14 protein-coding genes and 1 tRNA gene are annotated in these 25,891 nt (G+C 52.5%); 5 read left to right on the top strand and 10 right to left on the bottom strand.

Features of this window, described 5'->3' with window-relative positions; translation table 11 throughout:
* Nucleotides 1-46: 46 nt before the first annotated feature.
* Nucleotides 47-1,399 (bottom strand): sigma 54-interacting transcriptional regulator, encoded by a 1,353-nt coding sequence (locus SH668x_RS01490; protein WP_437186927.1) that lies wholly within the window; start codon nucleotides 1,397-1,399, stop codon nucleotides 47-49.
* A 325-nt stretch (nucleotides 1,400-1,724) separates the two neighbouring features.
* Between SH668x_RS01490 and SH668x_RS01485 the strand changes: the two genes are divergently transcribed.
* Complete coding sequence (locus SH668x_RS01485; protein ID WP_437186926.1) at nucleotides 1,725-2,054, top strand: HesB/IscA family protein; 330 nt, start codon at nucleotides 1,725-1,727, stop codon at nucleotides 2,052-2,054.
* A gap of 222 nt (nucleotides 2,055-2,276) precedes the next feature.
* Here SH668x_RS01485 and gyrA read toward each other — a convergent pair whose 3' ends face one another.
* The 3 genes from gyrA to SH668x_RS01470 form a co-directional block, all read right to left on the bottom strand.
* Entirely contained in the window at nucleotides 2,277-5,060 is a 2,784-nt protein-coding gene (gene gyrA / locus SH668x_RS01480; RefSeq protein ID WP_437186925.1) for a DNA gyrase subunit A, read from the bottom strand.
* A gap of 98 nt (nucleotides 5,061-5,158) precedes the next feature.
* Nucleotides 5,159-5,293, bottom strand: a complete 135-nt coding sequence (locus tag SH668x_RS01475) for a hypothetical protein (protein WP_437186924.1) — start codon at nucleotides 5,291-5,293, stop codon at nucleotides 5,159-5,161.
* A gap of 105 nt (nucleotides 5,294-5,398) precedes the next feature.
* Nucleotides 5,399-7,732: a serine/threonine protein kinase gene (locus tag SH668x_RS01470; protein WP_437186923.1), complete on the bottom strand. Its 2,334-nt coding sequence runs from the start codon at nucleotides 7,730-7,732 to the stop codon at nucleotides 5,399-5,401.
* Nucleotides 7,733-7,994: 262 nt separating this feature from the next.
* On the opposite strand from SH668x_RS01470, the gene SH668x_RS01465 reads away from it, so the two are divergent.
* Both SH668x_RS01465 and SH668x_RS01460 read left to right on the top strand, forming a co-directional pair.
* Nucleotides 7,995-8,621 (top strand): hypothetical protein, encoded by a 627-nt coding sequence (locus SH668x_RS01465; protein WP_437186922.1) that lies wholly within the window; start codon nucleotides 7,995-7,997, stop codon nucleotides 8,619-8,621.
* 259 nt (nucleotides 8,622-8,880) lie between these two features.
* A complete protein-coding gene (locus tag SH668x_RS01460) occupies nucleotides 8,881-10,626 on the top strand; it encodes a polysaccharide biosynthesis/export family protein (protein ID WP_437186921.1) in 1,746 nt (581 codons plus the stop codon).
* Nucleotides 10,627-10,727: 101 nt separating this feature from the next.
* Here the strand turns inward: SH668x_RS01460 and SH668x_RS01455 are convergent, their stop codons facing one another.
* Complete coding sequence (locus SH668x_RS01455; RefSeq protein ID WP_437186920.1) at nucleotides 10,728-11,126, bottom strand: rhodanese-like domain-containing protein; 399 nt, start codon at nucleotides 11,124-11,126, stop codon at nucleotides 10,728-10,730.
* A gap of 264 nt (nucleotides 11,127-11,390) precedes the next feature.
* Nucleotides 11,391-14,348 carry a phosphoribosylformylglycinamidine synthase subunit PurL gene (purL, locus tag SH668x_RS01450; RefSeq protein ID WP_437186919.1) on the bottom strand — a complete coding sequence of 986 codons (2,958 nt, stop codon included), beginning with the start codon at nucleotides 14,346-14,348 and terminating at the stop codon, nucleotides 11,391-11,393.
* 327 nt (nucleotides 14,349-14,675) lie between these two features.
* On the opposite strand from purL, the gene SH668x_RS01445 reads away from it, so the two are divergent.
* Nucleotides 14,676-14,749: transfer RNA gene (locus tag SH668x_RS01445), tRNA-Met, on the top strand.
* Here the strand turns inward: SH668x_RS01445 and SH668x_RS01440 are convergent.
* The 4 genes from SH668x_RS01440 to SH668x_RS01425 form a co-directional block, all read right to left on the bottom strand.
* Nucleotides 14,709-15,452: a tyrosine-type recombinase/integrase gene (locus tag SH668x_RS01440; RefSeq protein WP_437188499.1), complete on the bottom strand. Its 744-nt coding sequence runs from the start codon at nucleotides 15,450-15,452 to the stop codon at nucleotides 14,709-14,711. The genes SH668x_RS01445 and SH668x_RS01440 overlap by 41 nt on opposite strands.
* Nucleotides 15,453-16,599: 1,147 nt before the next feature.
* A complete protein-coding gene (locus SH668x_RS01435; protein WP_437186918.1) occupies nucleotides 16,600-18,690 on the bottom strand; it encodes a DUF3987 domain-containing protein in 2,091 nt (696 codons plus the stop codon).
* A 305-nt stretch (nucleotides 18,691-18,995) separates the two neighbouring features.
* On the bottom strand, nucleotides 18,996-19,217 hold the full coding sequence (locus SH668x_RS01430) for a helix-turn-helix domain-containing protein (RefSeq protein ID WP_437186917.1): 222 nt from the start codon (nucleotides 19,215-19,217) through the stop codon (nucleotides 18,996-18,998).
* A gap of 183 nt (nucleotides 19,218-19,400) precedes the next feature.
* Nucleotides 19,401-20,231 carry a hypothetical protein gene (locus SH668x_RS01425; RefSeq protein ID WP_437186916.1) on the bottom strand — a complete coding sequence of 277 codons (831 nt, stop codon included), beginning with the start codon at nucleotides 20,229-20,231 and terminating at the stop codon, nucleotides 19,401-19,403.
* A 1,408-nt stretch (nucleotides 20,232-21,639) separates the two neighbouring features.
* Here SH668x_RS01425 and cas9 point away from each other — a divergent pair.
* The gene (gene cas9, locus SH668x_RS01420; protein WP_437186915.1) at nucleotides 21,640-25,755 is read left to right on the top strand and encodes a type II CRISPR RNA-guided endonuclease Cas9; all 4,116 of its coding nucleotides are present in this window, start codon (nucleotides 21,640-21,642) and stop codon (nucleotides 25,753-25,755) included.
* Nucleotides 25,756-25,891 lie beyond the last annotated feature (136 nt).

The raw sequence follows: 25,891 nt of genomic DNA, 5'->3' as shown, positions 1-25,891 counted from the left end.
TGTTGTCGGAGAAAGGGACACATTTGCCAACTTCTCGGCGTGAGAACTACTCGACTCCGTCATCACCGAGGATATCGTCGTCGCTGACGATCAAACCAAGTTGTTCCATCCGGCGATACAGTTTCGCCCGCGGAATTCCTAATCGCTCTGCCGCAGCACTTTTATTCTCTCTGGACTCCAGCATCGCCTGCTGAATAAGTCGTTTCTCCAGAGCCATCAATTGATCATCCAGCGACTCACTGGGCGATTTAGGTCTGACCGTCCGATTTTCTGCGCTTGCGAGGAATTCGAATGGAAGATCGGACATCTCAATGACCGTTCCCGTAGCAGTCTGCCGGGCTTTCAAAATGACCCGTTCGAGTTCCTCCACATTCCCCGGCCAGACATATTTCTGGAAGGCCTTGAGAACCGCAGGCGCAAATTCTGCTCTGAGAGGAGCGGTTGGCGTATTTCCTTCCTCGAGAATCTGTTGCGCAAGTAGCGGGACGTCTTCTCCACGCGATCTTAAAGGAGGAATCTGAATCGCAATGGACGTGAGAAGGTTCCTCAACTCACGACCGATGAGCTGATCCGCAACACCATCCAGCCCCGCGATCGAAGATGAAATCACTCGATATCGTCCCGACAGTACCAATTGGAGAACCAACGGTTGGAGGTTTCCGGGAAGTGACTGGATATCCTCCAAATACACCGTCCCGATCTCATGGTCGGTGAGTGGATCAGCGATCCTGGTCAACAGTTGCTCGAGTTCATAGTGAGATCCTGTCTGGCAGCGAACCGGTACGAACCTGCTGCTACTCTGTAGCCCGGAATAATGAATCATTCTGGCGACGTGCTCTCGGCCCGATCCGGGTTCGGCGGCGATATGAACTGTTTCCTTAAGTTTATTTGCAATATTGATTTGAGACGCGACTCGCTGCATGGCAGGCGACAACGTCACAAGTCTTTTGATCCCATATTTCACATGATTGGCAGCCAGATGACGGCTCACCTGCAAATGCAAGTCTGGCTCGAACTCAATCGCCTCTGAGCACGGGAGAATGATCCCTAAAAGATGTGATCTCCCCTCCTCTGAGTTCGGCAGCAGAGGAAAGTAGTGAATCTGACGTTCGACGATCCTTAAGTCCCGTCTGGTGAACACGGTTCGCCGAATCAAGACTTCCTCATTGACGACCTCTTGCGGCGGACAGAGCGCGCTCGTGACAGACTCGATCAACTCTGGATTCGGTTCAGACTGGAAATGGCAGACCTTTCCGATCACATCCGCAGAGTTCCACTGCGTCAGCAATTCGCAGCCTTGGTTGAAGACGAGCACAACTCGTCGCTCATCAAGAACAAATACGGGAGTGCGCGTGCTGGTCAGCCAGGAAGCAAGCCCCCGACGAGTTTTGTTTGACACAACGGTCGACCTTAAATTGAGTTATGGAAAATTACGTCGGCATCTCTGCCTGCCAATTCGGTCCGATCGATGCAATGAAATTATACTCGCCTGCCTCAAATCCAGAACCTCTTCCCGGGTCTGAACCGTCACAATGATGGAAACAGTCCTTCTCAAAGGAAGTCTATTGTCCGAGACAGGGGACCGTTCTAAACTTAGGGATAACCCAGAAACGGTGCTGAGCCGTTTTCGGTTCCTCGTCAGGTTTCAAAAATTGACTCGCAGGTCCGTATCGCGAGAGAGATTTCAATAAGGGTTTCGTCTCAATAGACGAAGGAGAAATTCAATGATTACGCTAACCGAACGGGCAGCTGCTGAAATTAAGCGAGTGATGGCTGACCAGAACTTCCCGGAAACAACTTTCGTTCGCGTCGGTGTTGCTGGCGGCGGATGCAGTGGGTTCCAGTATAGCTTCGGGTTCGATGACGCTTCAGACCCCGAGAAAGACTTCCTCTCCCAGCAGCACGGAGTGACTGTCGCTGTTCAGAAGAATCACGACCTCCACCTCGATGGCACCGTCGTTGATTTCTACGAAGACCTGCAGCGACGTGGGTTCAAATTCGAGAATCCAAACGTCAGCCGCTCTTGCGGATGCGGAAGCAGCTTCTCGGTTTAATCCGAAACTCGGGGAGGCAGTCGTTTCAGTGGCGTGCTTCAAAGCGACACACTCCTGAATTCTGGACCGCATTCTCGATGAGACAAATTCAAAGGACGTGAACTTCAGGTTCGCGTCCTTTTTTTACAGACCTGTCAGTTTCCTCTCGCAATCAAAAAGTCCGGCCTCAAACATACGTCTGAAACCGGACTTGAGTTCAATCTCTGGTTGTCGAAAGCAACTTTATTCCGCAGTCGGAGGAGATGCTTCTTCACCCTGGGCAGGGGGAGCAGACTGCTCGTCTGGTTCCGCAATGGCAGCAGGAATCCGGGCCACGCCGACAAGTTTGTCGTCATCGTCCATTCGCATCACGCGGACACCCTGCGTGTTTCGCCCGATCACGCTGATATCGATTGCACGAATTCGCTGAATCTTACCGGAAGCCGACATGAGAAGGACGTCGTCACCGTCTTCAATTGCCAGCACACCAACCACTGGTCCGTTGCGGTGAGTCGTTTTGATATCCCGCAGCCCTTTGCCACCGCGACGCTGTCGACGGTATCGCATGTTGCTCGCAGAAGAAGACGATGACTCGTCACCTTCGTCAGCTTCAGCAACTTCCGGTGCTTCGGCAACTGGTGTTGAATCATCATCCGCAGGGACTTGTTCAACAACGACATCCAGGTCAGCACGACCGAATGGCGTTCGCTTGCCGTATCCTCGTTCGCAGACGGTCAACAATGTCGTCTTATCATCGGCAACCACCATGCCGACGATCGCATCCGCTGGACTCAGGGTAATTCCCTTCACTCCGCGGGTGTTTCGGCCCATGGCTCTCGCGTCGGACTCGGAGAAGCGAATCGTCATTCCAGTTGCTGTGCTCAGGACAACGTCCTGTCCATTTCCAACTTTCACAACGTCAATCAGCTCATCGCCGTCGTCTAACTTAATCGCAATGATGCCACCCTTCATCGGACGGCTGTAAGCGGAGAGAACAGTCTTCTTGACGGTCCCCTTCTTCGTCGCCATCAACAAGGAGTGCTGATCATCGAATTCATGCACGTCGATGCAGTCCTGAACTCGTTCCCCTTCACCGAGGTTGAGCAGGTTAACTAACGCTCGTCCTTTGGCGGTACGTGCAGCGAGTGGCAAGTCGTAGACCTTCTGCCAGAAGACCTTACCGAAGTTTGTGAAGAAGAGCAGCCAGCTATGTGTGCTCGAAACGAAGAGATGCTCGATCGGATCTTCATCATCCGACTTGGCCCCCTTGATTCCTTTACCGCCACGGTTCTGAGCTTGGTACATCGACAGCGGAGTCCGCTTGATGTAACCACGCTGCGAGAGAGTGACCACCATCGGTTCTTCAGTGATGAGGTCTGCGCGATCGACATCGCCCAACTCTTCATCACTGATTTCAGTACGTCGCGGTGAGTTGTACTTCGCCTGCAACATCTCCATTTCACCGCGAATTTCAGCGCGGATGTGAGCGGCGTCTGACAACAGGTGCAGGTAACCACCGATATCAGCCAGCAGTTTCGAGTGCTCGCCTTGAAGGTTCTCCCGTTCAAGGTTTGCCAACGAACCAAGCTGCATGCTGACAATCGCTTCCGCCTGATTCGCGGAAAGAGAATAGTTTTGATGTTCCCCGTACTCGGAAATGAAGACTTTGAAGCCCTGTTCGCCGAGCGCTCGAGCCACCAATTCCGCTGGCATTTCAATATGCTGCAAGCGAATCTTGGCTTCCGCACGACTTGGTGACTGGCGAATGGTACGGATAATCTGATCGATATCGATCTGAGCGATCAGCAGACCTTCGACAGTGTGCTTTCGACGACGGGCTTCCTGTAACAGGTACTCGGTACGACGCCGAATCACTTCTTCACGATGGCGGATAAACTCTTCCACCATCTGTTTCACGTTCAACGTCTGAGGGCGATTCGCTACGAGTGCGAGCAGAATCACAGAGACGGTCGTCTGGAGCGGCGAGTACTTGTAAAGCTGATTCAGAACGATTTCCCGATCAGCATCTCGCTTCAAGTAGATATGCAGGCGGACCTGCCAGCTGGGAGTCTTGCGGTCGGTATAGTCGACGATCCTTGAGATTCCCTCGATCTTGTCGTCTTTGACCAGTTCTTCCAGTTTGGATTTGATGCGATCGCGAGAATCGAGGTAAGGGATCTCGCGAACGACGATGACTTCAGTATTCTTCTCTGTTTCGAACTCAACCTTGGCTCGAAGTGTCAGAGTTGAACGTCCGGTCCGGTATCCCTGAAGAATTCCGTAGCGACCGCAGATGACCCCCCCCGTCGGGAAGTCAGGGCCGGGAAGAACGCCCATGATCTGTTCGATGGTCGCTTCCGGATCATCGATGACCAGCTTGACCGCTTCCGCAACTTCGGCGAGGTTGTGAGGCGGGATGCTTGTTGCCATCCCGACCGCGATCCCCTGCGATCCGTTGACGAGCAGGTTCGGAAAACGTGAGGGAAGAACGACCGGCTCTTCGTTACGTTGGTCATACGTTGGGACGAAGTTCACTGTCTGTCGATCGAGGTCGTCCAGCATCTCCGCTGCGACATGTGACAGACGTGCTTCGGTATATCGCATCGCCGCAGGACCAAGTCCCGCGATGGATCCGAAGTTCCCTTGTTTGTCAATCAGCGTTTCGCGAAGCACCCATTCCTGGGCGAGGCGAACAAGTGTCGGGTAAATCACCCCTTCCCCGTGAGGATGGTAGTTTCCCGAGGTGTCTCCAGAAATTTTTGCGCACTTGATCCGGCTGGAGGACGGCCCCAGATTCAGGTCGTTCATCGCCACCAGAATACGGCGCTGAGCAGGTTTCAACCCGTCACGAACGTCCGGCAAGGCACGACTGACGATGACGGACATGGCGTAGGTGAGATAGCTCTGCTGCATCTCAACGCCGATGTCCAAATCCTCGACTCGACCATCTCCGACAAATGGAGTATCGCCATCGTCAAAAGGATCGTTTGGAAGGTTAGAATCAGCTGGGTTCGATCCGTTCGACAATGAAGTCTTCTCCTCAGTTGATCACGTTGATTTTCAACGCATTCAAGGGCTTTGCTCTCCCCTTGAATCAGACTCGTAAACGGCCGCAGGACAAGACGTTACGCTTTAATCACACAGTCGCCATGTTCGTCCTGATATTCTACCGAGTATTCGTGCTGGCAACAACGCTCAGCTACCCCTTTTCCCTGCGCCCCGGAAGAGTGATAAAACGCCACCGGACAAGGATTTAGCATTCGCATCCTGGATCCTATTGCGACGCTCTACACATGAGGACGGTCAGGCTCCAGACACCCATGGTCCTGCATGAGCAAGCATCAGCCAATCTCGGGGTTCAGGCGTTAGTCAATGGCAGGGAGCCGAGCCTGAACTGCGCCCGGTAATCGATCTGAGACACGCACCGGAAGGTGATCAATCACAACAGTTTGCGATTTGAGTGATCCATCTGCTTCACCTACAAAGTGAAAATCGCCTGACAGCAAGCCATCGACTCGTAGCGTGTCACTTGCCAGCTCCGCGTACGGGGCTCGCTGATCTGCGGTGAATTCCCCTGCCAATGTTCCTCCGACCTCAACCACCAGTCCCTGAGCCGCGATCTCGATGGAAGATTGCCAATCAAGTTTGCGGACGCCCTCGGAAAATCCGAAGATCGGAGTCCCTTGTTGGAGTGCGATGACGCTGTCCTGCCCTTGAACGGAGCAAACGCCAGACTCCTTCATCACGTTCGTTGCGGGCATGCTGACGACGGGCCCACAATCTCGCAGAGTACACTCATTGAAGATCACAGGAGCACGCAAGCCGGCGGTGACACCTGACTTCAGTTTGAGCACTTCCCCGCTTCCGATGATCAGTACGTTTTCAAACTTGGCTCCGGAAAGTGGAAAATTCAGTTCGAACCTTGGTCCCGACCCCAGCAAGATCGAGTCTTTCGCGAGCATCCTGGCCGCCTTGGCAGTCGCTCCTCCCGGAAGTGTCCAAGAGAGATAGCTTTGGGGCTGCGCGTTCTCCGTCCCCTTCAGAACACAGCGATTCAGCGTCAGCGTTTCGCTTCTCAGTTGAATCGGTGATGCAAGTGGAGCGGTATTGGAAGAGGGCTCGCATTCAATGCGAATATTGTCCAGTCGAACATGATCTGCCTCGAGCACCAGCGAGGTTTCGTGAATTCGAATGACAGAAGGCTTCTCGCCATCCACCAACAAATTCAGCACTTCCCCAGCAATCAATTCGGAAGCTGAGTAGATCTCCCCACTTCTGAGGGTGACCACTCCATTTTGATCAGGTGCGGGAAGTTCAGCATATTTCGATAACGTTTCAACGACTGCCGGCTTCACTTCGTTCAGTACGTTCCATGCTTCCAGAACACTCTCTGCAGAACTGGAAGGAGAACTGGTTGCACTCTCATTCAGGGCAACATCTGACGTCAGTTTTTCATTCGACAAGGGGGGCGATTGGCCTTCGCTGTTGGATGCGGTCGCAGCCCCCACCCGACTTAACGACATCAACCCCAATCGATCCCGATTCCACGCAACTCCAGCCAGGACGGCGGTAATTAACAGCGTGGCGGCGAGGGACGTGATCTTGGACTTTGGTTTTGCTTCCGAGACATTTCGTGGCGCCGCTGATTCAAATTGCTGAGCAAATCGCATGAGACGAGGCTTCGTCCATCGCGCTCCCCCTCCCAGCATTTGTGCCACTTCGCTCCAAGACTGAGGGCGACGGTGCGGATCTCTCGAAGTCAAACTTCGAATCAACTTGGAGAGTGACTCTGAGACACTCGGTGCAAGTGTTCGCACATCAGGTACGGAACGCGACCTGTGGGACATCATTTTCGCGAGAGGATCGGCGACCGTAAAAGGAGGCCGGCCGGTCAGAAGTTGCCAGAGCAAACAGCCGAATGCGTACACCTCGCTGGAAGTCGTGGCGAGATGGCCTGCCTCCAAGCGTTCAGGAGCCATTCCGTCGAAAGTTCCTAGGGGAAATCGCGAATGAATAGTGATTTCGGGGGAGACTGCATTCAACATTCCCCAGTTGAGGAGACCAACGTTTCCATGATCTGTCAGCCAGACGTTGCCGACTCGCAAGTCACCGTGGATTGCCAGCGGTTCAGCGACAGCTAATTGCTTCACTAACTCCGTCGCGATGGACAGTACAACCGACTCCGGGAATCGGCCTCTGCGAACCAGCAATCGGTCGAGCGATTTTCCCGCTTGCATGTTGCTCATCACGTGGAGCCGTCCACGTTCGAGAACGCTGTCAATTGGGAGCGATGGAATTTGGTCACGAAGAGCCGCGAGGCTGTTCACAGTCTTCAGCATGCGCAGGATCGCTGCATCACCCACTTCGCTCTCGCACGACATGCTTGAGATCAGAAAGGGTTCCCGACGTCCGGGGGTGACAGCTTCATAAACGCTTAATGTGGCATCAACCTGAACGGGATTGCGGAGCACGAACTTCCTCGCGAGGACGAGGTCTCCACCATGATTGGCTTCGATGAGCTTCGACTGAAACAGCGTCAATTTTCCTGCCAGACGCAGTGCGTCGATCCAGACACCATCTGTGACTGGCAACCCCCGAGCCAATTGGCGCGCCCGCCCGCTTGAACGTCGCAGGTCCGTGGCAGTCGCCAAACCCAAGGCGTTCAACAGCTCGACAAGTGCTGGTGAAGGTGGTTCCATCGAATCAGATTAAACTCGAATCTCGTTGATATGCGTGACCGGCACGTGTATCGAAATCTCCGTGTAAGAGGGAGTTATGGCAGAAATTGCCGGTTTTCAGCAACATCAGATTGCATGGGAATCTTTGGGGGAATGGGGGGCTTGGCGTGACCGGTCTGGTTGCTCCGCGATGTTCAATTGTTTCTGAAACTCTGGCGACGTTTGCAGGCGTTGCCAATGAGCCGATTGCCGATAACGGACAGGGAGAATCCCCACGGGCAGGATGCATCACATCCAGTCCAACGTGTATGAAGTGAATATCAATTCCATTCAATACCTGAATCCCGAAAAACAGATGCTTTCCAAATCAAAATCGCTGGCGCTATCTCTGATGGCTCTGCTTTCCGGATGCAGTCTGGGGGGCGGATTTCAGCATTTCAACATGGCTTCACCTGCTTCTGTCTTTGAAGGCACAGCGTCTTGCGCAAGTTGCCAGTCGAGCAGTTGGTCAGGGTTTCTTTGTTCACACGGAATGTGCTGTTACAAAAAGAAGCCGAAATATAGCCCGTTCGTGGACGGTCGTTGCACAAGTTCCGAAGCGAGATCTCTGGCTAAAACCTGTCTGCGTGAAGCAAGTGATCGAAGCTGTCAGGATTGCGATTACAACTCGGGATTCGTCCAGGCATTTGTAGACGTGTCTCAGGGAGCAGACGGCGAAACCCCTGCTCTTCCCCCTGCCAATTATTGGAAAAATTGTGCCCGAACTCCCGAAGGGCATGCGAAAGCAGAACGTTGGTTCCAGGGATACGCTGAGGGCGGAGCTCGAGCAAGACAGATTTACGACCCGTACAACCAGGTCGCTCACTCTCAGATGATGCAGGAAAGCTGGGCGAAAGACAGCCCTAACTAATGCGAGTCTCATGGGGGTGAGGCGTTGCCTCATCGAGGGACTCAAAATTCGTTCATGTTTGATCTCAATGTGATGTCCTACACCCCTGAGATTGTGGTTTGAGCAGAAAAAAACTCATTACAGATCGCTCTGAATGGTGGATGCCACAAGAGCAAGGCAAGGCAATGGAGAGTTCTGGAATCACACAGTTGATTTTCAAGACTCGCGACTGTCGGAAAAGAATTCGGTCCCACGGGGCACATCTTCCATGGAAGGCAAGATGAGCAAAGTCTCTTCAAATCAGGCAACGTGCCGCACTGAATCCGCACAACTGATGCGCGGAATCGGGTGTTTGATGCTGTTGTTGCTGTTCACCTCGGGTTGCACTGCAATGCGGCCTATTCGGGGTGTGCCAGCTTCTTACCTCCCGGAATATTTTGAAGGTCCTTCGCGTGACAACAAGCGAACAATTGACCTTTCCCTTCTGGTAAGAACTCAGCCAGATCAGCATCGTGTCGGGGCTGGTGATGTTCTTTCCATCTACGTCCCACGAGTTCTGGGAAGTCAGTCAACCGAAGTCAATTCCGTTGGAATCGAACCTCCGATCAATATGCCTGCTTCGATCGAAGAATCTCCGACCGTTGGCTATCCCATTCAGGTTCGAGATGACAACACCATTCCGTTGCCTCAAATTCCGCCACTTCAGGTAGGAGGAATGACGCTTCACGAAGTCGAACTCGCCATTCGCAAAGCCTACTCTGTTGATCACAAGATCCTGAATCCTGACGAAGCGATGGTTCTCGTGAGCCTGCAACGTCCACGTATTCACCGGGTTCTTGTCGTTCGACAGGAAGCAGACGCATCGCTTTCCGCTGGTTCGCAACCGGGTACGGTGAACATTGGAACCACCGGCAAGGGCACCGCAAAAACCGTTACGCTGAAAGCTTATGAAAACGATGTGTTGCACGCCCTGTCTGAGGGCGAAGGAGTCAATGGACTTCCTGGGTTGAATGCAGAGAATGTGATCTACGTGATTCGCCGAAGACCTCGTGACTTTGCCAACCGATCCCAACCTGTTGCCGATCCCAACTTCCCGCATGGAAATCAATACCCGGTTCCTCCACAGCAGATCCCGGGGATCCCGATGGGAGCGACTCAGAATCCATCTGGAATTCATCAGGTAAGTCACTCCCAACCTGCGCAAAATCCACAACCATTCGGTGGGTATCGCGGGCAGGCCGACGTGGGCGGACACTCGTTCTCCAGCGTCCAGCAGACTCCAATGTCCACACCGGTGGCGGCGGCACCGTCTGGCAACGGGATCATTCCTGCACAATACAGTCCGTATGAACCGACACCGGCGATGGAAGAAATCGGCGGAGGCCACTCCTGGAACCCGGCCCCTCAAGCTCAGTACGGACGTCCACCGCAGGCGACTTATGGTCACGGTGGTGATCTCGGATGGGGATCGATGCTGCAAAACTTCGACCCGACCATGAGCAACCCGAACATCATTCGAATTCCGATTCGACTCGGTCCTGGTGAGCAACCTAACATCACCGAGGAGTCAATCACACTCTACGATGGTGACATTGTCTTCATCGACTCGAGAGAAACAGAAGTCTTCTATACAGCTGGACTTCTTGGTGGTGGACAGTACACACTTCCTCGCGATTACGATCTGGGCGTGCTGGAAGCGATCTCGATCGCTGAAGGTCGATCTAGCGGCGGAACCGGATTGGCGCGGTCAATCGGCGGGGTATCAGCACTGAACCACGACGTGTCGAACAGTGCCAGCCGACTCGCGATCCTGCGAACTCTTCCGAATGGGAAGCGGGTCACGCTGGAGGTCGATCTGAAGAAAGCGATGCGATATCAGCAAGAGAATATTCGAATCCAACCGGGCGACATTCTCTTCCTGCAATACACGATGCCAGAAGCGGCCTGCGCATTCTTCCAGCGATACTTGCTGGAGGGGGCCCTCTTCAGTGTCGCCGCTGCTCAACTGCAATCCGGCGGACAGTAAGCATTCAGATCAGAAACCCCTCGTTGAGTCCTGCTCGGATTCAACGAGGGGTTTTGCTTTGGAGGGGTGATCGAGTTGATTCGAATCACAGGTTTCGTCAACTACATTTTTGCTTTTGGAAAACCTGCTTCGATCAAATCCTTGTATCCAGGTTTCAGCACACGGACTTCATACCCTCTTTGGGAAAGCACCTGTCCTGCTGATCGAGCACGGATCCACTTGACGCAATGCACATAGAGGATCTTGTCTTTGGGGAGCTTTTCGAAGAACTGGTCGGTTTCCTTTCCCTGCATTTCACTCAGTGGAAGAAAGATTGCTCCTTCGACGTGGCCTGCATCCCACTCTTCTTTCTCTCGAACATCGACCACAACGCCTTTCTTGTCGTCCACGTTTTTTTTGACCTCAGCCAGCGACTCTTTCGTCGGTTCCTCAGCCATTCCAACAGACGCTGCGATCATCGAGACAGCGATCACCGTAAGATACCGACTAGCAACTCGCATCCAACCCATTGTGATTCCTTCAATCTCAGTTCCATGCTAAGGGAAAATTCGCCTGACTGCATGATACCACACTGAACTCAATTTATGAAAAAGAGTCCGTTGCTTCTGCGAGTTGAACCCCAAAATCGGAACTCAGCAAGCAGAAACAACGGACTCACAACGATTCAATTAAACAGCAAATTGAATGGCATTTTCCCCTGTCTGCGGTTCCTGCAATTAACGTGCAAGTGGCCGCTTAAACAGGGGCGAGAAATTCTTGGCGTCTTAGAAGCCAGCAAGCGGAGCCTGCCAAGATTGCTTCAACTCTGCCAGAGATTCATCGATCAGCACTTCACCATCACGTCCTCGAACGATGAGCCGATCACCATCATTTACCCGTCCGACTCGAGTCGGCTTTGGCAATGCTCCTTGAACGAAGATCGCCTGTACCAATGGCAGGTTTGTTTCGGAGACTTCGATCAGGAATCGAGTATTGCTCTCGGAGAACAGGGCAATTTCATTCCGGAACTCTTCATCATGTGTCAACGCGGAAAGATCTGCATCGACACCCAGTCCGCCGGCAAACGCCATTTCCGCCATCGAGACAGCCAGGCCCCCTTCACTCAGGTCGTGGCAACTTCGAATCAACCCCTGTGAGATCGATTTGTGCATCGCAGAGAACAGACGCGACGCCATTGACATGTCCACGATTGGAATCTGTCCGCCAGTCGAACCTGTCACCAGATTGAAATGGCTGCCCGCCATTTCTTCCCGCGTGGTTCCGACGAGCAGCAGTACACTTCCCGGGGACTTCAAGTCCATCGTGACGCATGTTTCCACATTGTCTACCTGCCCCATCGCTGTGATGAGTAACGATGATGGAATCGTGATTGTGGTCTTCTGTCCATTGACCTCATGCGAGAACTCGTTGTTCAACGAATCCTTTCCGCTGACAAACGGAGTTCCGTAGGCAACCGCGACATCGTGGCATCCCAGTGCGGCACGTACTAGAGACCCCAGTGTTTCTGGTCGCTCGGTATTTCCCCAGCAGAAGTTGTCCAGGATGGCGATTCGTTCTGGATTCGCACCGACAGCCACGCAGTTACGCACAGCTTCGTCGATAGCGGATGCTGCCATCCAATATGGATCGACATCACCCAGAAGTGGATTCATACCGCAGGAGATTACAAGTCCTCGATCTGATCTCAAGTCTGGTCGCACCACCGCTGCATCTGAAGGGCCATCGTTCTTGACCCCAACGAGTGGCTTGATGACGCTTCCTGCCTGAACTTCGTGATCATACTGCCGAATGATGCTCTCTTTCGAACAGACGTTCAGAGAAGAGAGAATCTTCTTCAACACCTCACCATTTGCAGGCTTCGACTCAGCGATTCGAAATGCCTGCGGTTTGATGGGCTGGTATCTCGCTTCGCGAACAACCGGTGGACGTCCATCGTGCAGAAACGACATCGGAAGATCACCGACAACCGTGTCATTGTACTTCAGGACGAGACGCTGAGTGTCTGTGAACTTCCCAAGGATCGAAGCTTCAACCCCTTCCGAAGCACACAAAGCGTGAAACTCGTCCCAGTTTTCCGGTGGAACAGCCAGAACCATTCGTTCCTGTGCTTCACTGATCCAGATCTCGGTGTAGGAAAGGCCGCTGTACTTGAGTGGAGCTTGATTGAGCCAGACTTCAGCTCCTGACTCTTCTCCCATTTCGCCAACGGCGCTACTGAAACCGCCAGCCCCGCAGTCTGTAATTGCTCGGAACAATTTTTTGTCACGGGCAGCCAGGACAACATCCATCACCATCTTTTCCGTGATGGCGTTTCCAATCTGAACCGCTCCTCCGGAGAGGTCTTCACTTTCATGCGTCAGTTCAGCGGATGAGAATGTCGCCCCGTGAATACCATCGCGTCCAGTGCGTCCACCGACAGCGACAATGTAATCGCCCGCTTCCACACTCTTCTCGCTCATCCCGCGAGGGATCATCGCCACATTTCCGCAGTAAACCAATGGGTTCCCGAGGTAGCGATCATCGAAGAAAACCGCACCGTTCACGGTGGGGATACCCATGCGGTTTCCGTAGTCACGCACGCCGGAAACGACGCCGTTCATCACGGTTTTTGGATGCAAAAGGCCTTGAGGGAGGTTGTCAAACGGAGTCGTGGGAGGGGCGAAACAGAATACGTCTGTGTTGCAGACAGGCTTCGCTCCCAGGCCGGTCCCCAGTGGATCTCGAATCACTCCCCCCATTCCTGTGTTTGCACCACCGTAAGGTTCGAGTGCGGAAGGGTGATTGTGTGTTTCGACCTTGATGCAGACATCGTTGGTTTCATCGAATGTGACGACTCCCGCATTGTCCTTGAAAACGCTGACGCACCAGTCGTTTTCCCCGAGTTGTTCGCGAATGCGTTGTGTTGCAGCGAACACGGTTTCCTTCAGCATGTTCTTGAACTGGCGCTCTCCCGATTCATCGGAATAGGCAATCCGTCCAGCGAGAGTCTTGTGCGAGCAGTGCTCGCTCCAGGTCTGCGCGACGGTTTCAAGTTCGATGTCAGTCGGATCTCGATCCAACTCCACGAAGAACTTCTGAATCGTTTGCATTTCGGTCAAACTCAAATAGAGCTGACCTTCTTTGCTGAGTCGTTGTAACGCGGCGTCATCCATCTCTCGAATGGCGACATGCTGCAATGCAAACGGATAGTCGGAGCCAATCGCCAGACTGGTCAGTTGGAGAGGCCCTTCGAGGACGCGCTCAATCGAATCGTTGGAAAGAACTCGGCGGGCAAGTCGGGAGACTTCGTCCCGATCTGCATCAGAGTTGATCCAGTATTTTCGAGAGGTCGAAACGCCGGTCACCGCCAGGCCCATGCCCTGAAGTGCTTCAAGTGCGGTATGCCCGACGTTGTCAGTCACACCCGGGCGGAACAGCACATTCAGCAACGTTGCCTCTTCAGCGACATTTTCTGTGATAGGCAACGCAATTGTTTTTGTTGATTCGACTAATGAGTCACTCAGAAAACCAGCGATTTGATTCAGTTGTGACTCTTGTAAATCCCCTTCGACCAAGAAAGATCGGGCGGCCTGCACTGTCCGAATTGAACTGAATCCACGGGTTGTGGCTTCTTTTAGGATGCGCGCACCTTCCCGGTCAGCTTCTCCCTGAACAGGCTGGATCTCAATTTCCCATAACATCGGCGAATACTCGGCTGAAGAGACAGCAGGACCATTTTTCATGGTTATTTTGCGGGTGAGGCGACAGTTCGTGAAGAAACGATCGGTAATCACCTGCAAAAATGTGCAAAACCACTTCCAGAACAACACTGGAGAACGGGTGGAACAACCGAAATCGTATCGCATTCGGGCGAGTCCGCGTAGGGTTCCCCGGACTTAAGAAAAGAGGTCAGGGAATCTTGCCGGAAAACTTGCCAATCGAATCGGAGTACGCCATACTGCTCCTCCCCTCAGCGAGCAATCGCCGGGAGGGTCAGCACTGGAGGACCGTCATTTTTAGAAAATATCTGAATTGGACGGGGCAAAAGTGCTGATAGAATCGTTCAAGTTGGCGGTGTAGCTCAGTCGGTTAGAGCAGCGGAATCATAATCCGCGTGTCGGGGGTTCGAATCCCTCCACCGCTACTTTTCGAATTCGCAGAATTTCGCAATTCGTCGCAAACCCCGGCACCACCGGGGTTTTTGCTTTTGATGGCATTGGCAATTGCGAGTCAGTGCGGCTGGTTTCGGCAATATGCGTCGTCGGATTTTGCGTCGCTTTTTCAAAGTGTGCATCCGTAGTCTGCAAATAATGCTTCATCGCGATTTTTGGCGAGTTTCCCAGCCAGTCTGTGACGACCTGTATCGGAAATTGCTCAACCAGTTCCGTTTCCCGACTCGACCTCAGATTTTGGAAGGGACGTGGCCACGGGACAAGCCCCGCACGTTTGATGATTTTCAGGAAAGTGGTTCGAAGATTGGCGTTCAGCCAGCCATTCGGGCCTTGGGCTGCTTTTCGGAATCGTTCATCCACGACGTAAACCGCGCCGTCAGTTGCCAGCTCGAAGGACTCCTCTAAGAATGGCTTGAGTTCCGGGAACAGTGGAACAGTGCGGACGGCTTTCTCGCTATGACGCTCCATTTTGGGAGCCGAGACCGACATTCGACCGGTTTCCCAATTGATGTCATCCAAGCGAAGTGAGAGTACCTCGGTTGGGCAGCGAAGTCCCCCGTACCGACACAGTGCTACGATCGTTCTCCAGTGATGATTTGGACACGCATCCATCAGTTGAAAAAACTCATCCCGTCTAATGAACCTCTGACGATCTCGAACGCCCGAAGCAGCCATTGACACGCCCTCGAAAGGGTTTTCTTCGATCAGTTTTCTCCTTTGCATTGCAAGGAAGAAAGAACGCGCATTCTGGAGTCGTTTGTGGATGGTTGTTGACGCCAGTCCACGACCAATCAGCCACTGCTTAAAATCTTCCGCATCACCTGTATGGATAGATCTGATGTCCCTGTTCTCCCCAAGATTTGATAACAGGTCGCGGATGACTTGCGCGAGAACCACCTTCGTTGACTGTTTAAGATCATTTCTACCAGCAATGTAAGCCAGCAGGAACGTTCCCAGTCGAATCGATTCCGGAGCCTTCCGTTTAGTTGAAATTAACTCTACTCGGAACAGTCGGTCTTCAAGATTGGTATCAATCGCTGCCAGCCATCGAGATGTTTCTTGATCCAACGGCATTCCAGATGCCTTTGCCGAAATCAGACACTCGATCTTCATAAGCAGATGCTCAGCGGTTTTCTTGGGGATTTTGCCGATGCGAAGTGTACGCGCTCCACCGCTGTCCTTCCATTGGATGCGGAAACTGCCGGACTTCTCCCGATTCAAAGATGCCATGTGTCAACGTCTCCTATTTAATCTAGGTAATTTCACGTTCCGAATTTTATTCCGAATTCAGTGGATAGCTGTTCAGAATGTGAGGGTGATTGTCAGAATGTTCCGATTGGCTGGTTCTTTGGGATCAATTCAATCTTCAATTAAGCAGATTGCATCTCACCCGAGAAGCAGAAGTCGTTGAATCCCCAAGGCTGACTCAACGACTTCAGCGCTTCTTGGTTTCATCTTTAACCCACCACTGGATAATGACCAGTTGTGAGTCCGCACGAGGGACAAGACCACAGCCAACCTTCAGGTGATCGCCACTCAACCGAAACTTGGAATTCGCATCCGAAACAGGACTCTTTTCGGGCTGATTTCAAGACACCTACTTGGAAGGATTCTGCTACCTCAGGCCACCACTTGGGAAGTGGGACGTCGCTGGGCCAACCAAATGGAATGAGTGCCCGAATCTTCAATTTCCTTTCCTTTAGGTCGCTCAAGAGTTGAGGTGTGAGTGCACCTTCTGGTGAATCAACTTTGATCCCACTTTTCCCGACGGGGCTAAGACGAATTCCGTAATCTTCACAACGACAGAACAGCTCACTCAATGTCATATTGTCACCTCCGACCGACGTGACGTTTTCATTGATGTGACGCTGTCAGCGTCAGCGGAACTCTCTGACAAATTGCTTACAGTCGATTGTGCAGACGCTGACGCAGCTGACATATGTAGGATGAACTGCCTTGTTGGTCTTCCACCTGACCGCTTAGCCGGCAAATTCTCCCATCGTCCTCGATGATTTTGCACGAATCCATTGAGAGCATCGTCCGCTTCACTTGCTGTTTTGATCCACCGGCAGCCAGTCACCACATCTCTTGCTGTAACTACCCCCCCCTTACGCCGGATCCAATCAACCAACCGCCGTCTTGCTCGATCTGATTCTGATTCTTCAAGCTGGGAATAGACACGCCTCGCTTCGTATTTGAACCACTCACTTAGCCGGATTCCCGATTCCATACTCTCGCGGTCAATCCTGCTCAAGTCTGCTAAAGTTGGATCATCCGCTGCCCACCTGGCGTAATGGAGAATCAGGGCTAGTCTTGCCGGTACTTCCTCTAACTTGCTCCAAGCCGCAGAAAGGTCTCCCGTCAATTCCGCCTGTTCTCGAGCATGAGCATTATAATATTCGACCCATGCAATTTTCGCTTCTGGGGTCATCTCAACGATGACTGGTCTCTGACGACCGTCCTCATCCGATTCGTGATGAAGTTTGTCAAAAATCCGGTCGATTATCACAGAATAGCTCTTTACCAAAGCAGGATCGATCTCAGTGTCAGTCCAGCGTTTGGGGATTCGTGGTGGACTTGCGAGCATAAGCCGCGCAGCTAATCCGGATTCCCGATGTTCCTGAGACAGAGCCTTGCGAAGAATACCTGGCTGAATACCACCGGTGATACTGACAGCTGCGTCTGGAACCACAATCGTCTTCGGGTTTCCAGACTTACGATCGATCGTGATACCTACGCCGCTGTAGAGCGAAAGCCAGTGAGCTGAGTCAGAACCTTTCGCACTGGTATACTTGTCAAACGACCCGAACCAGCCTGAAAGTTCGTCACTCGCCATCAATATCCCGCGAGGATTGTCACGAAGCAAAGGGGCCAGCGCTTCAACCGTAGCGTCTTGTGTGAGGCAACGCTCTGCCCTTGGTTCTTTTGGCTTCTTTGGAGGATTTTCGATACTCCTTTTATTCTTCTTCCACTCAGCTATAGCGCGTTCGTAGAACTCCTGCTGGATATCGAATTCCTTCATCGCATCTGCGTGCCGTTGCAGTGCGATTTGTTGCCTATCACGCATCGGCTTCAAGGCAAGTTTGAATGCCGGAGTTTTTGCTGTTCCAGACTCTCCCACCACTGCGGTCCAGAGCGTTGATGGAGCATCCCACCCCTGTTTCAGCCGTATCTTTCGTGTTGTTCCGATCGCGGTGGCGATCACGGTCAAAACCGGAAGCGCAATATAAGTTTGATCGCACCCAATGGAGTTCGCACCAGCGAGCACGAGGCTTCGAATCGGTTCAGGGAGCAGTTCGACTGGGAAATGTTGGAATTCCAATTCACTCGAGATCCTCACATCTATTTCAGGAGGGGAAACCAACTCTGCAGCATCGAGAAGTTCATTTAGCTCTTCGCGAAGCTCCTGAGGTGATCGATCCTTGTTTGTCTCCAACCAGTCTGCAGCGTCTCCCTTAATGGGTAAGTTTGGCAGCCTTGCGATTTTGATTCTCGCTGGAGGCTTCAAATTACCCAGCAAACTAGCCACATCGTCTGCATAGCGTTCTCCGGATTCGTCATTATCCGGAAGTATGATCACCTCTTTGCCAGCTAGAGGCGACCAGTCAGTTTTCTTCGCCGCATTACTGCCGTGTACCGATGTAGTTGCAACGAACCCTAAAGAACGAACCGCGTCGGTAGATTTCTCTCCTTCACATACAAGTACACAATCTGCGTCGGCGACCTCCGGAAGGCAATACAGAGGACGTGGCGCAGCCATGCCAACTAATTTCCAGACGCCGTCAACCAATGAGATTGGCCTGATATCTTTCTTTCCATCAGGATTGTCCCAACGGACTACAGCCCCAATCGGATGACCATCTTTGTCGTAATAGTTCCAATCTGCAAATCGTCTTCCATGGCGTTGCTCCAAATATTTGATTCCGTCTTGGAGAGTTTGGAATGTTGTCCCAGTATTGTGAGGCTTTGTTCGCCGAGACGCAGGAAGTTCGGTTTTCGACTCACTAGGAAATAGGTCTGATAGACTTATTCCCAAAGCGGTACAAATCGCTTGCGCTTCACAGCCCGCCCAACACTTAAAGAGGATTCGACCGTCTTCACCAATCGAGACACTCAAGCTAGGGTTACGGTCATCATGAGCTGGACAGCAAGCCTTCCACCCACGAGCGATTTGGGTGACTCCCTCCAGTTGCTCCAAAATCATCTCGGGAGAGGGAATCATGCTTCACCCCCATTCCCGCATGATCCCTTCGCCTGGTCATCAAGCCATCGCTGCAGTGAAGCAACAGAATACAGTGTCAGTTGCCGCTTTCCGGTTCCAACTTTCACGTGGGGGATGATTCCCTCTTGCGTCCACGCCCACAGCGTGCGGGGCGATATCCCCAGCGATTTCGCTGCATCGACGGGGCGCAGCGATAGTGTTTGGCCTTGATTGCTCACAGTTTTCCTCCTGATTTTCTTGCTCATCGCGAAGTGCGACTTGCTCAGGAGTAGTGCCAGTGTTTCAAGGATTTTTGACATTGGCCGATGAAACAGCACGGAATCGCAGGGTTTCTTCCTGCTGTACAACAAAATCCTCCGTAGGAAGGCGTTTCATTTTTCAGTGAAACAGTGAAACACCGGTCATTCATCATCGGAATTCTGAGAATCAGCGTACTGGTTCTGGTTCGCCAGTATCCGTGAAAATTCTCCGGGGTTCTCAAGATGCTTCAGGACGATTGCAAGATTCTTAGAACAGCAGTGACGTTTGTAGACGTCATACCCTGCCTCGTCTCCCTTACCGGGAAAATATTTTTGGAACCGCCTGGTGATTGTGGCTGGAGAAATTGCAAGAGTTCCAGCCAATTGACGAACGCTGATCGGCGTGTAGTTTTGGCAACCTCCATCGTGGTATTGATGATGGTGAAGCAGCGCTGAGACAAATAGAGCGTCGGTTACCTGTTTTCCTGCCTCCTTCCTTTTCCTCTTGGATGGACTACCAGATTCTGCGGAAGGTCGCACCTCATCGCTTGAATTCGATGCCAACGTATCAGGGGATGGGATGTATTTGTCCAACCACGCCCTAGCCGCCTCTTGGTTGCCTCTGGCGTTTTTCCAATCCGTTTCTGGTTGTAGTCTCGACACCGCCTCAGAACGTGTGGATGGCTCTCTCGCCGCATCTTTAAGAAGGAGTTCCGCCAGTTCCGACAGCGTATTAAGCATATCATCTGGGCATTGAATAAGCGTCTCTTTGACTTTATCTAGATGTTGTCGAGTCAGAAAGGAAAGGCTCGCCAATTGCGGCTCTTCTGGAATCATGACGATCAAGCGGTTTACCGAGTTCTTCACATTCCTTTCGAACTTATCCTCAGTGCCTGCCGCTGGGACAATTCCTAGTAATGTGACCAATGTCCATACTTCTTCATGAAGTGAGAGAAGGTCGACCGCAACCAACCCCTGACCGAACCGAGCCATCTGTATCGCCTTTCAATGCTGGGCAAACTTGCTGCAAGGCGGTATCTCTTGGCGTTTTGCCGAATAGCTTCCAGAGGCCACTGAAACCCTCCGTGAAAGCCACTGTATATCAACGCGCTGGAATCGCCTATTGAAGACGAAAGCGTTGGTTGAAGCGGCCGCAGTTTCAGTAGAAACCATCTCGAAGGTTTTTTCACATTCCCCGAATCAAGTGGCGTGAGTGGTCACGTTTTGAAGCCCCGATCGAATGTTCTAGAGGGCCTTGCGCAATCTGAATGGGTAAGCGAGCCGCAGACCAGTTTGAACGATGGGGTTTTTGCACATGGAACTAGAAAACCCGCAGGGGATCGACTGGAAAAAGGAGTTCACCGACGCTTGGCATTTTCGAGAAAACGGCGGGGCAGCTAGGCAGAACTAAGTGCGAAGAAGGTGGTAAAAAATTTAGCTAACGGTGGCAAATCCCCACGCTCAATGTGTGGCAGCTTCTCGTCGTAATCGCGAGTGAATCCCTGGATTGGAGAATTCAATTGCCGCTTGCCGAAGAGGATGATTTCGTCCATCCGTCACTAATGGATGTCCTGTTGTCCAGGATAAAAAAGGGGGCCGAAGTCTTTGTTATCGCGAGGACAAAAACAGAATGGAGCTGTAAGAAAGCATTGAAGTCAATAAAAAAAAACCGTAGGCCACAGGTCATGCGGGCTACGGTGGTTGTTGATCAGTGCCTACGATCAGTCTCTCCGAAGAGAGCTGTCTTGTTGCGAAGAACTCGCGGGAACAGATCTGTTAGACTGGATGTCAAGATAACTCCTCGCGAAAATCTTTTCAACCAAGATTGATGCGACGCCCTGGGTTCAACCAACTGCCAGCTTCTCCTAACCTCGGAAGAACCGGGAGCGAGAAGGCAAAAGCAGAAATTCCAACAGATCCATTCCCGCAAACAGTCCACAACTAGAATCAAATGAACGGTATTCTGGACTGGTCTCATATCGCCTTGATTTTACAACACTGTACCCTTTTGATTCTACGATGCATTTTTTTGTTGACAACTCAAACTACGTTGAATACAATCTAGAAGATTCAAATGTACCGCAACAGCAACTTGAAGAAGCAGCGCGCCGGGAGCGTGACTATATCCGGAATAGTCGCGTCGAAACGATGTCCAAAGTCATTTCGCTTGTGTATCCAAACTCGCGTCCCGGCCCTTTTTAATTTTAGCAGCAAACCTGCGAAGGTCCAGTAGCTTCTCTACCGAAGCTCTTTTTGCACTGGAGTGTACCGTTCAGACCAGCTTATCGTGTTCAGTTGATCTTTGAATAATTCTACAGCGGGCCACGCTTTCATTTGCTTTCTTGATCTGAGTTCTCCTCACTCGGGAGCAGGTGGATCAGGCCCGCGCGGGAGATGCCTGATGATTGCCCTCGGACTTGATATCGGCTCAAACTCTGTCGGCAGTGCCTGGGTCGACACGAAGAGACAGGAGATCGTGGCGGGCGTCAGCGTCTTCCCTGCTGGGGTCGACGAGGCGGACGACAAACGCGGAGCCCCCAAAAATCAGGAGCGTCGAGCAAAACGCTCGCTGAGACGCAATCTCGCTCGTCGCTCAGAGAGAAAACGAATCTCCCGTCGAGTTCTCACAAACGCCGGGCTTCTTCCAGCGACCAATACAGAACTGAAAGACCTCTTTCAGCTTGATCCGTGGGACATCCGCAGACGTGGCCTCACAGGTCCACTCACTCCCTATGAATTTGGGCGTGCTCTTGTCCACCTCGCTCAAAGACGCGGAGCGGTCGGGTTTGATGCCGATCTCGATTCCGAAGGGAAGGTTAAGCAGGCGATGTCGCACCTCCATCTTCAAATGATGGAGGCTTACGGCACTGCTCATCATCAGAAGCAGGCCGAGGTGCTGAAGCGGAATATCGAAACACTCCAAAAGCAAATGTCAAAACCCGTCAGCAAGGGATCGACTTCCAGAGATGATTCTCAATCCGATAAGAAAGATCTTCGCAGAGAGTACGAAGAAACGTGCGACGAACTGAAAGCACTCTGTAGAACGGTCACGGAATCCCAGTCCATCACGTTCGGTCGCTTCATTGCCGACTTGCGAGACAAACGACGGCATGTTCTCACCAAACCTGATGGCACTCCGAAGACCAGTGCTCAGGGGGGAATTTCTCAGTACGAAGATCCCGTGCGAAATGGAGACGAGCGTTTTGAGTTCCACGCCGACCGCTCCATGATCCGGGATGAGTTCGAACTGCTTTGGAATCGTCAGGCAGAAGAAGACGGCGCCCTCTCAAAGCTGAATAGCTCGCAACTCCAGTCGCTCAAGGTCGCTTTGGACAATCCGGTTCGCGATTCGAAGTGGCGACATCAAGGGGCTCTGTTTGGGCAACGTGTCACTTATTGGAATACCAGTACGCTGGGACGCTGTGATCTGGAACCAACAGAACGTTGTGTTCCCATTGCCGACCGACACGCGTCGTTCTTCCGCGTCATTGAAACGGTCAACAATTTGCGAATTCGCTTTCCGGAAAACAGCCTGGAACGTGCCTTGACCCCCGAGGAACGAGACAAGGTCATTGCCCGTTTGCGATCACAAAAATCGGGTTCCATCGCAGCTGTGAAGCAGGCACTGGGAATCGACACAAAGACTCTGAAGAAGTCCGATCTTCCCTCGAACTTCTGGCCTTCTCTCAACTTTGATGGAGATGATGATCGGGAGATTAATACCGACTGGTTCCACCGGGAAATCGTTCACGGAGCGGTGGGCGAAGAGGTCTGGGATCAATGGCCTGAGAACAAAAAGGATGGACTCAATAAAGCCCTTCTGAAATGTGATCCCACACAGCCAGAAGATGCCGATCGGCTCCGCGAAATCGCGATTCGAATGGAAATGAGCCCGGAGACTGCCAACTCATTGGTCGACGCGTGGAAGTCACGTCCCAAGCTGGAGCGCCGGCTGAATCTGTCCCGGACCGCACTGAAGAACCTTCTCCCGTACATGTGTGAGGCAGTCTGCGAACTTCAGCAGAAGTCTAGAAAAAAGGTCCGCTGGAAGTGGCTGGCGGACGTGAAGTTCAATCCCGTCAAACATCGCTGGCACACACAAATTGAAGCTCGGCAAATGTTCGCTGAAGATCAACAATCCTCAGCCACCGACAAACAGCGAGAGCGGTATGACATGGGAGCGAAGAAGCTCACAAAAGCTGACAAGCATTACATGGAGAAGCATCAGAACGAGCTTCCGCCAGCTCCGATGCTGACCAATCCGGTCGTGCGTAAAGCGATTCACGAGGTCCGCCGTCATGTCATCGCGCATCTGCGGGCGCACAACGGAAAGAAGCCGGATCGAATCGTCATTGAGTTTGCCCGGGAAGCGAAGAAATCCAAAAAGCAGGCAGACTGGATGCTCGCTTTGAATCGGAAACGTGACCGTATTCGGAAGCAGATCATCGAAGATGTCATCAAACCCGAGTTTGGGACTGCGTTCCACAATCTCAGCCACAACCAGCTGCAGAGTGCAATCGACCATGTCATTCTTGCCCGGCAGCAGAGAAATGTGTGCGCTTACAGCGGGAAGCCCATACTCCCTCGGAGTGCCGCACGAGGGACGGGGCTGGAGATCGATCATATCGTCCCCAGAGCGGTTGGCGGGAGCAATGCCTGGAGCAATCGCGTTTTGTGTTACACCAACTCGAATCGGGACAAGGGGCGACGGACACCGCGACAGTGGTGGGGTGACCAGTTCGATGAAAAGAGTCGCCCGATGGCATTCATGGAGACACACGAACCAACCAAAGGGGACCCGAACGAGTTCTTCACCCGGAAGGACTATACCGCCAAATGGGAAAACTTCTCCCGCAACGATATCCCCCAAGAGTGGAGAGGGAGCCAGCTGACAGACACCGCTTACGCTGCTCGTCAGGTGCTGACGTACTTGCAGTCGGCATTGTGGCCGAATGAAAAATCTCACCTTCAAGGGGGCAAGAGAAGAATCTTTGTGACGATTGGTTCCTACACCCATCAGCTGCGAAAAGACTGGCAACTCTTCCAGCAACTCATCAAACCGAGCGAAGCGTCTACGGATGAAGTCCAACAGGCGGCTCTCAAGAATCGAGGAGATCACCGGGAGCACGCCGTCGATGCTGTGGCCATCGCCTTCACTGGAATTCCTGCCATCGAAACGCAACTAGACGAAGACGGAAACGCACGAACACGAATTCAGGATCTGGCGCATCATCAGCAGCGAAAAGCAGAAATAGCTCAAGATATCAAAGAGGGAAAACAAGATCGCAAGCCAGACGACCGCAAGCCCCTCCCGCCACCTTGGGGAGATGTCAACGCGTTCCGACATCAAGTGATGTCGCAAATCTTCGGTGACTACCAAGGGGTGCCGGAAAATTCGCTGCAGACGAACATCCGCGGCCCGCTGGTCGTTTCACACCGCCCTGTCGGTCGAAAAATTCTCGGCAGCTTTCACGAGGAGACACTGTTCGGCCCAGTAACGAATATGGAAAATGTGTATGTCGGTCGGAAGGCAGTGAGCAGCCTCTCGCCAGCACATTTACGTTTGCCTGCACTTGAGACTAAAGAAGCTTCTGTAAAACGACTCACAGAAGAACTTGTTCAAGGCGGAAAGGCGAAATCGAAACGGGACGCGACCAAACTCGCCCTGGAGTTGGTAGATTCTCCAGGCTTCATTCCTCCTTTGCTCGATCCTCCACCCGAAAAGAGCGGTCTTGTTCGCGACCGGGACCTCCGTCAGCAGATTCGCCGTTGTCTGGCTGAGTTCGAGTACATCGAGCGCGATCGTGATGGCAATATCAAGAAGCGTTACTACCTGAACCCCGATAATTTCTCTGAGAAAGAACTGAAGCAGGCCGTTGCAGCGGGGGCGATTCGCCAGGCCAGCGGCGTTCCCATTCGTCGCGTCAAACTTCTGCGTACGATGTCCGATCCGGTGATCGTTCATCGCAAACGCTGGGATGCTGAGCTACGAAAATGGGTTCGGGATACCGGCAAGGACGGAGAACTGCAACCCCACGAACGGTCCAGAGCAGACCGCGCCTACGTAGGGGGTAACAACCACCACATTGAAATCCGTGAAGATGCCAAGGGAAAGTGGTCCGGAAAAGTTGTCTCGATGTTTGAAGCGGCTCAGCGTGTCCGTAAAGAAAAGCGGAATGCCGTCAATGAGGATGATGATCCCGAAAAAGGGCGATTCATCGTGTCTCTGGCTGCTGGAGAGACCATCTGCTTGCGGGATGAAGAGACAGGCAAGACTGACTACTTCGTAGTTTGCAAGCTCGATAAGCCGCAGACGGTTCAGTTTATGCATCATTGGGACGCGCGAAGGGCGGTCGGAGAAAAGGATGAGAATGGAAATCTGCGTCCGGACTCCAAACGCAAAGCAATCGGAATCACTGCCACTAAGCTCAAATCGTACGCACCAAATGGAGCGGATGCGCCTTATAAGGTTTGGGTCAGCCCATTGGGAGAAGTCCAGAAGCGAAATAGCGATTAGGTGAGACTTCAACACTGTTAGAACAAAACTCCCGCGGAGCCGCAATCAGCTTGACAAGTGCGATTGTTTGAGGCTCCGCCCGTCTTTACCGTGCCTGAATTCTTCGAAGTAAGACAAACGATTCAATCTCTCGATT

Origin of the sequence: Planctomicrobium mucosum (assembly GCF_051466335.1) — a bacterium.
Classification (GTDB): Bacteria; Planctomycetota; Planctomycetia; order Planctomycetales; family Planctomycetaceae; genus Planctomicrobium.
This window is presented reverse-complemented; position numbering and strand designations above follow the sequence as displayed.

What these genes read in the sequence shown, in the direction of transcription:
- SH668x_RS01485 (WP_437186926.1), top strand. Translation starts at nt 1,725, where the DNA reads ATGATTACGCTAACCGAACGGGCAGCTGCTGAAATTAAGCGAGTGATG.
- SH668x_RS01475 (WP_437186924.1), bottom strand. Translation starts at nt 5,293, where the DNA reads ATGCTAAATCCTTGTCCGGTGGCGTTTTATCACTCTTCCGGGGCGCAG.
- SH668x_RS01470 (WP_437186923.1), bottom strand. Translation starts at nt 7,732, where the DNA reads ATGGAACCACCTTCACCAGCACTTGTCGAGCTGTTGAACGCCTTGGGT.
- SH668x_RS01465 (WP_437186922.1), top strand. Translation starts at nt 7,995, where the DNA reads ATGCATCACATCCAGTCCAACGTGTATGAAGTGAATATCAATTCCATT.
- SH668x_RS01460 (WP_437186921.1), top strand. Translation starts at nt 8,881, where the DNA reads ATGAGCAAAGTCTCTTCAAATCAGGCAACGTGCCGCACTGAATCCGCA.
- SH668x_RS01455 (WP_437186920.1), bottom strand. Translation starts at nt 11,126, where the DNA reads ATGCGAGTTGCTAGTCGGTATCTTACGGTGATCGCTGTCTCGATGATC.
- purL (WP_437186919.1), bottom strand. Translation starts at nt 14,348, where the DNA reads ATGAAAAATGGTCCTGCTGTCTCTTCAGCCGAGTATTCGCCGATGTTA.
- SH668x_RS01440 (WP_437188499.1), bottom strand. Translation starts at nt 15,452, where the DNA reads ATGGCTGCTTCGGGCGTTCGAGATCGTCAGAGGTTCATTAGACGGGAT.
- SH668x_RS01425 (WP_437186916.1), bottom strand. Translation starts at nt 20,231, where the DNA reads ATGGCTCGGTTCGGTCAGGGGTTGGTTGCGGTCGACCTTCTCTCACTT.
- cas9 (WP_437186915.1), top strand. Translation starts at nt 21,640, where the DNA reads ATGATTGCCCTCGGACTTGATATCGGCTCAAACTCTGTCGGCAGTGCC.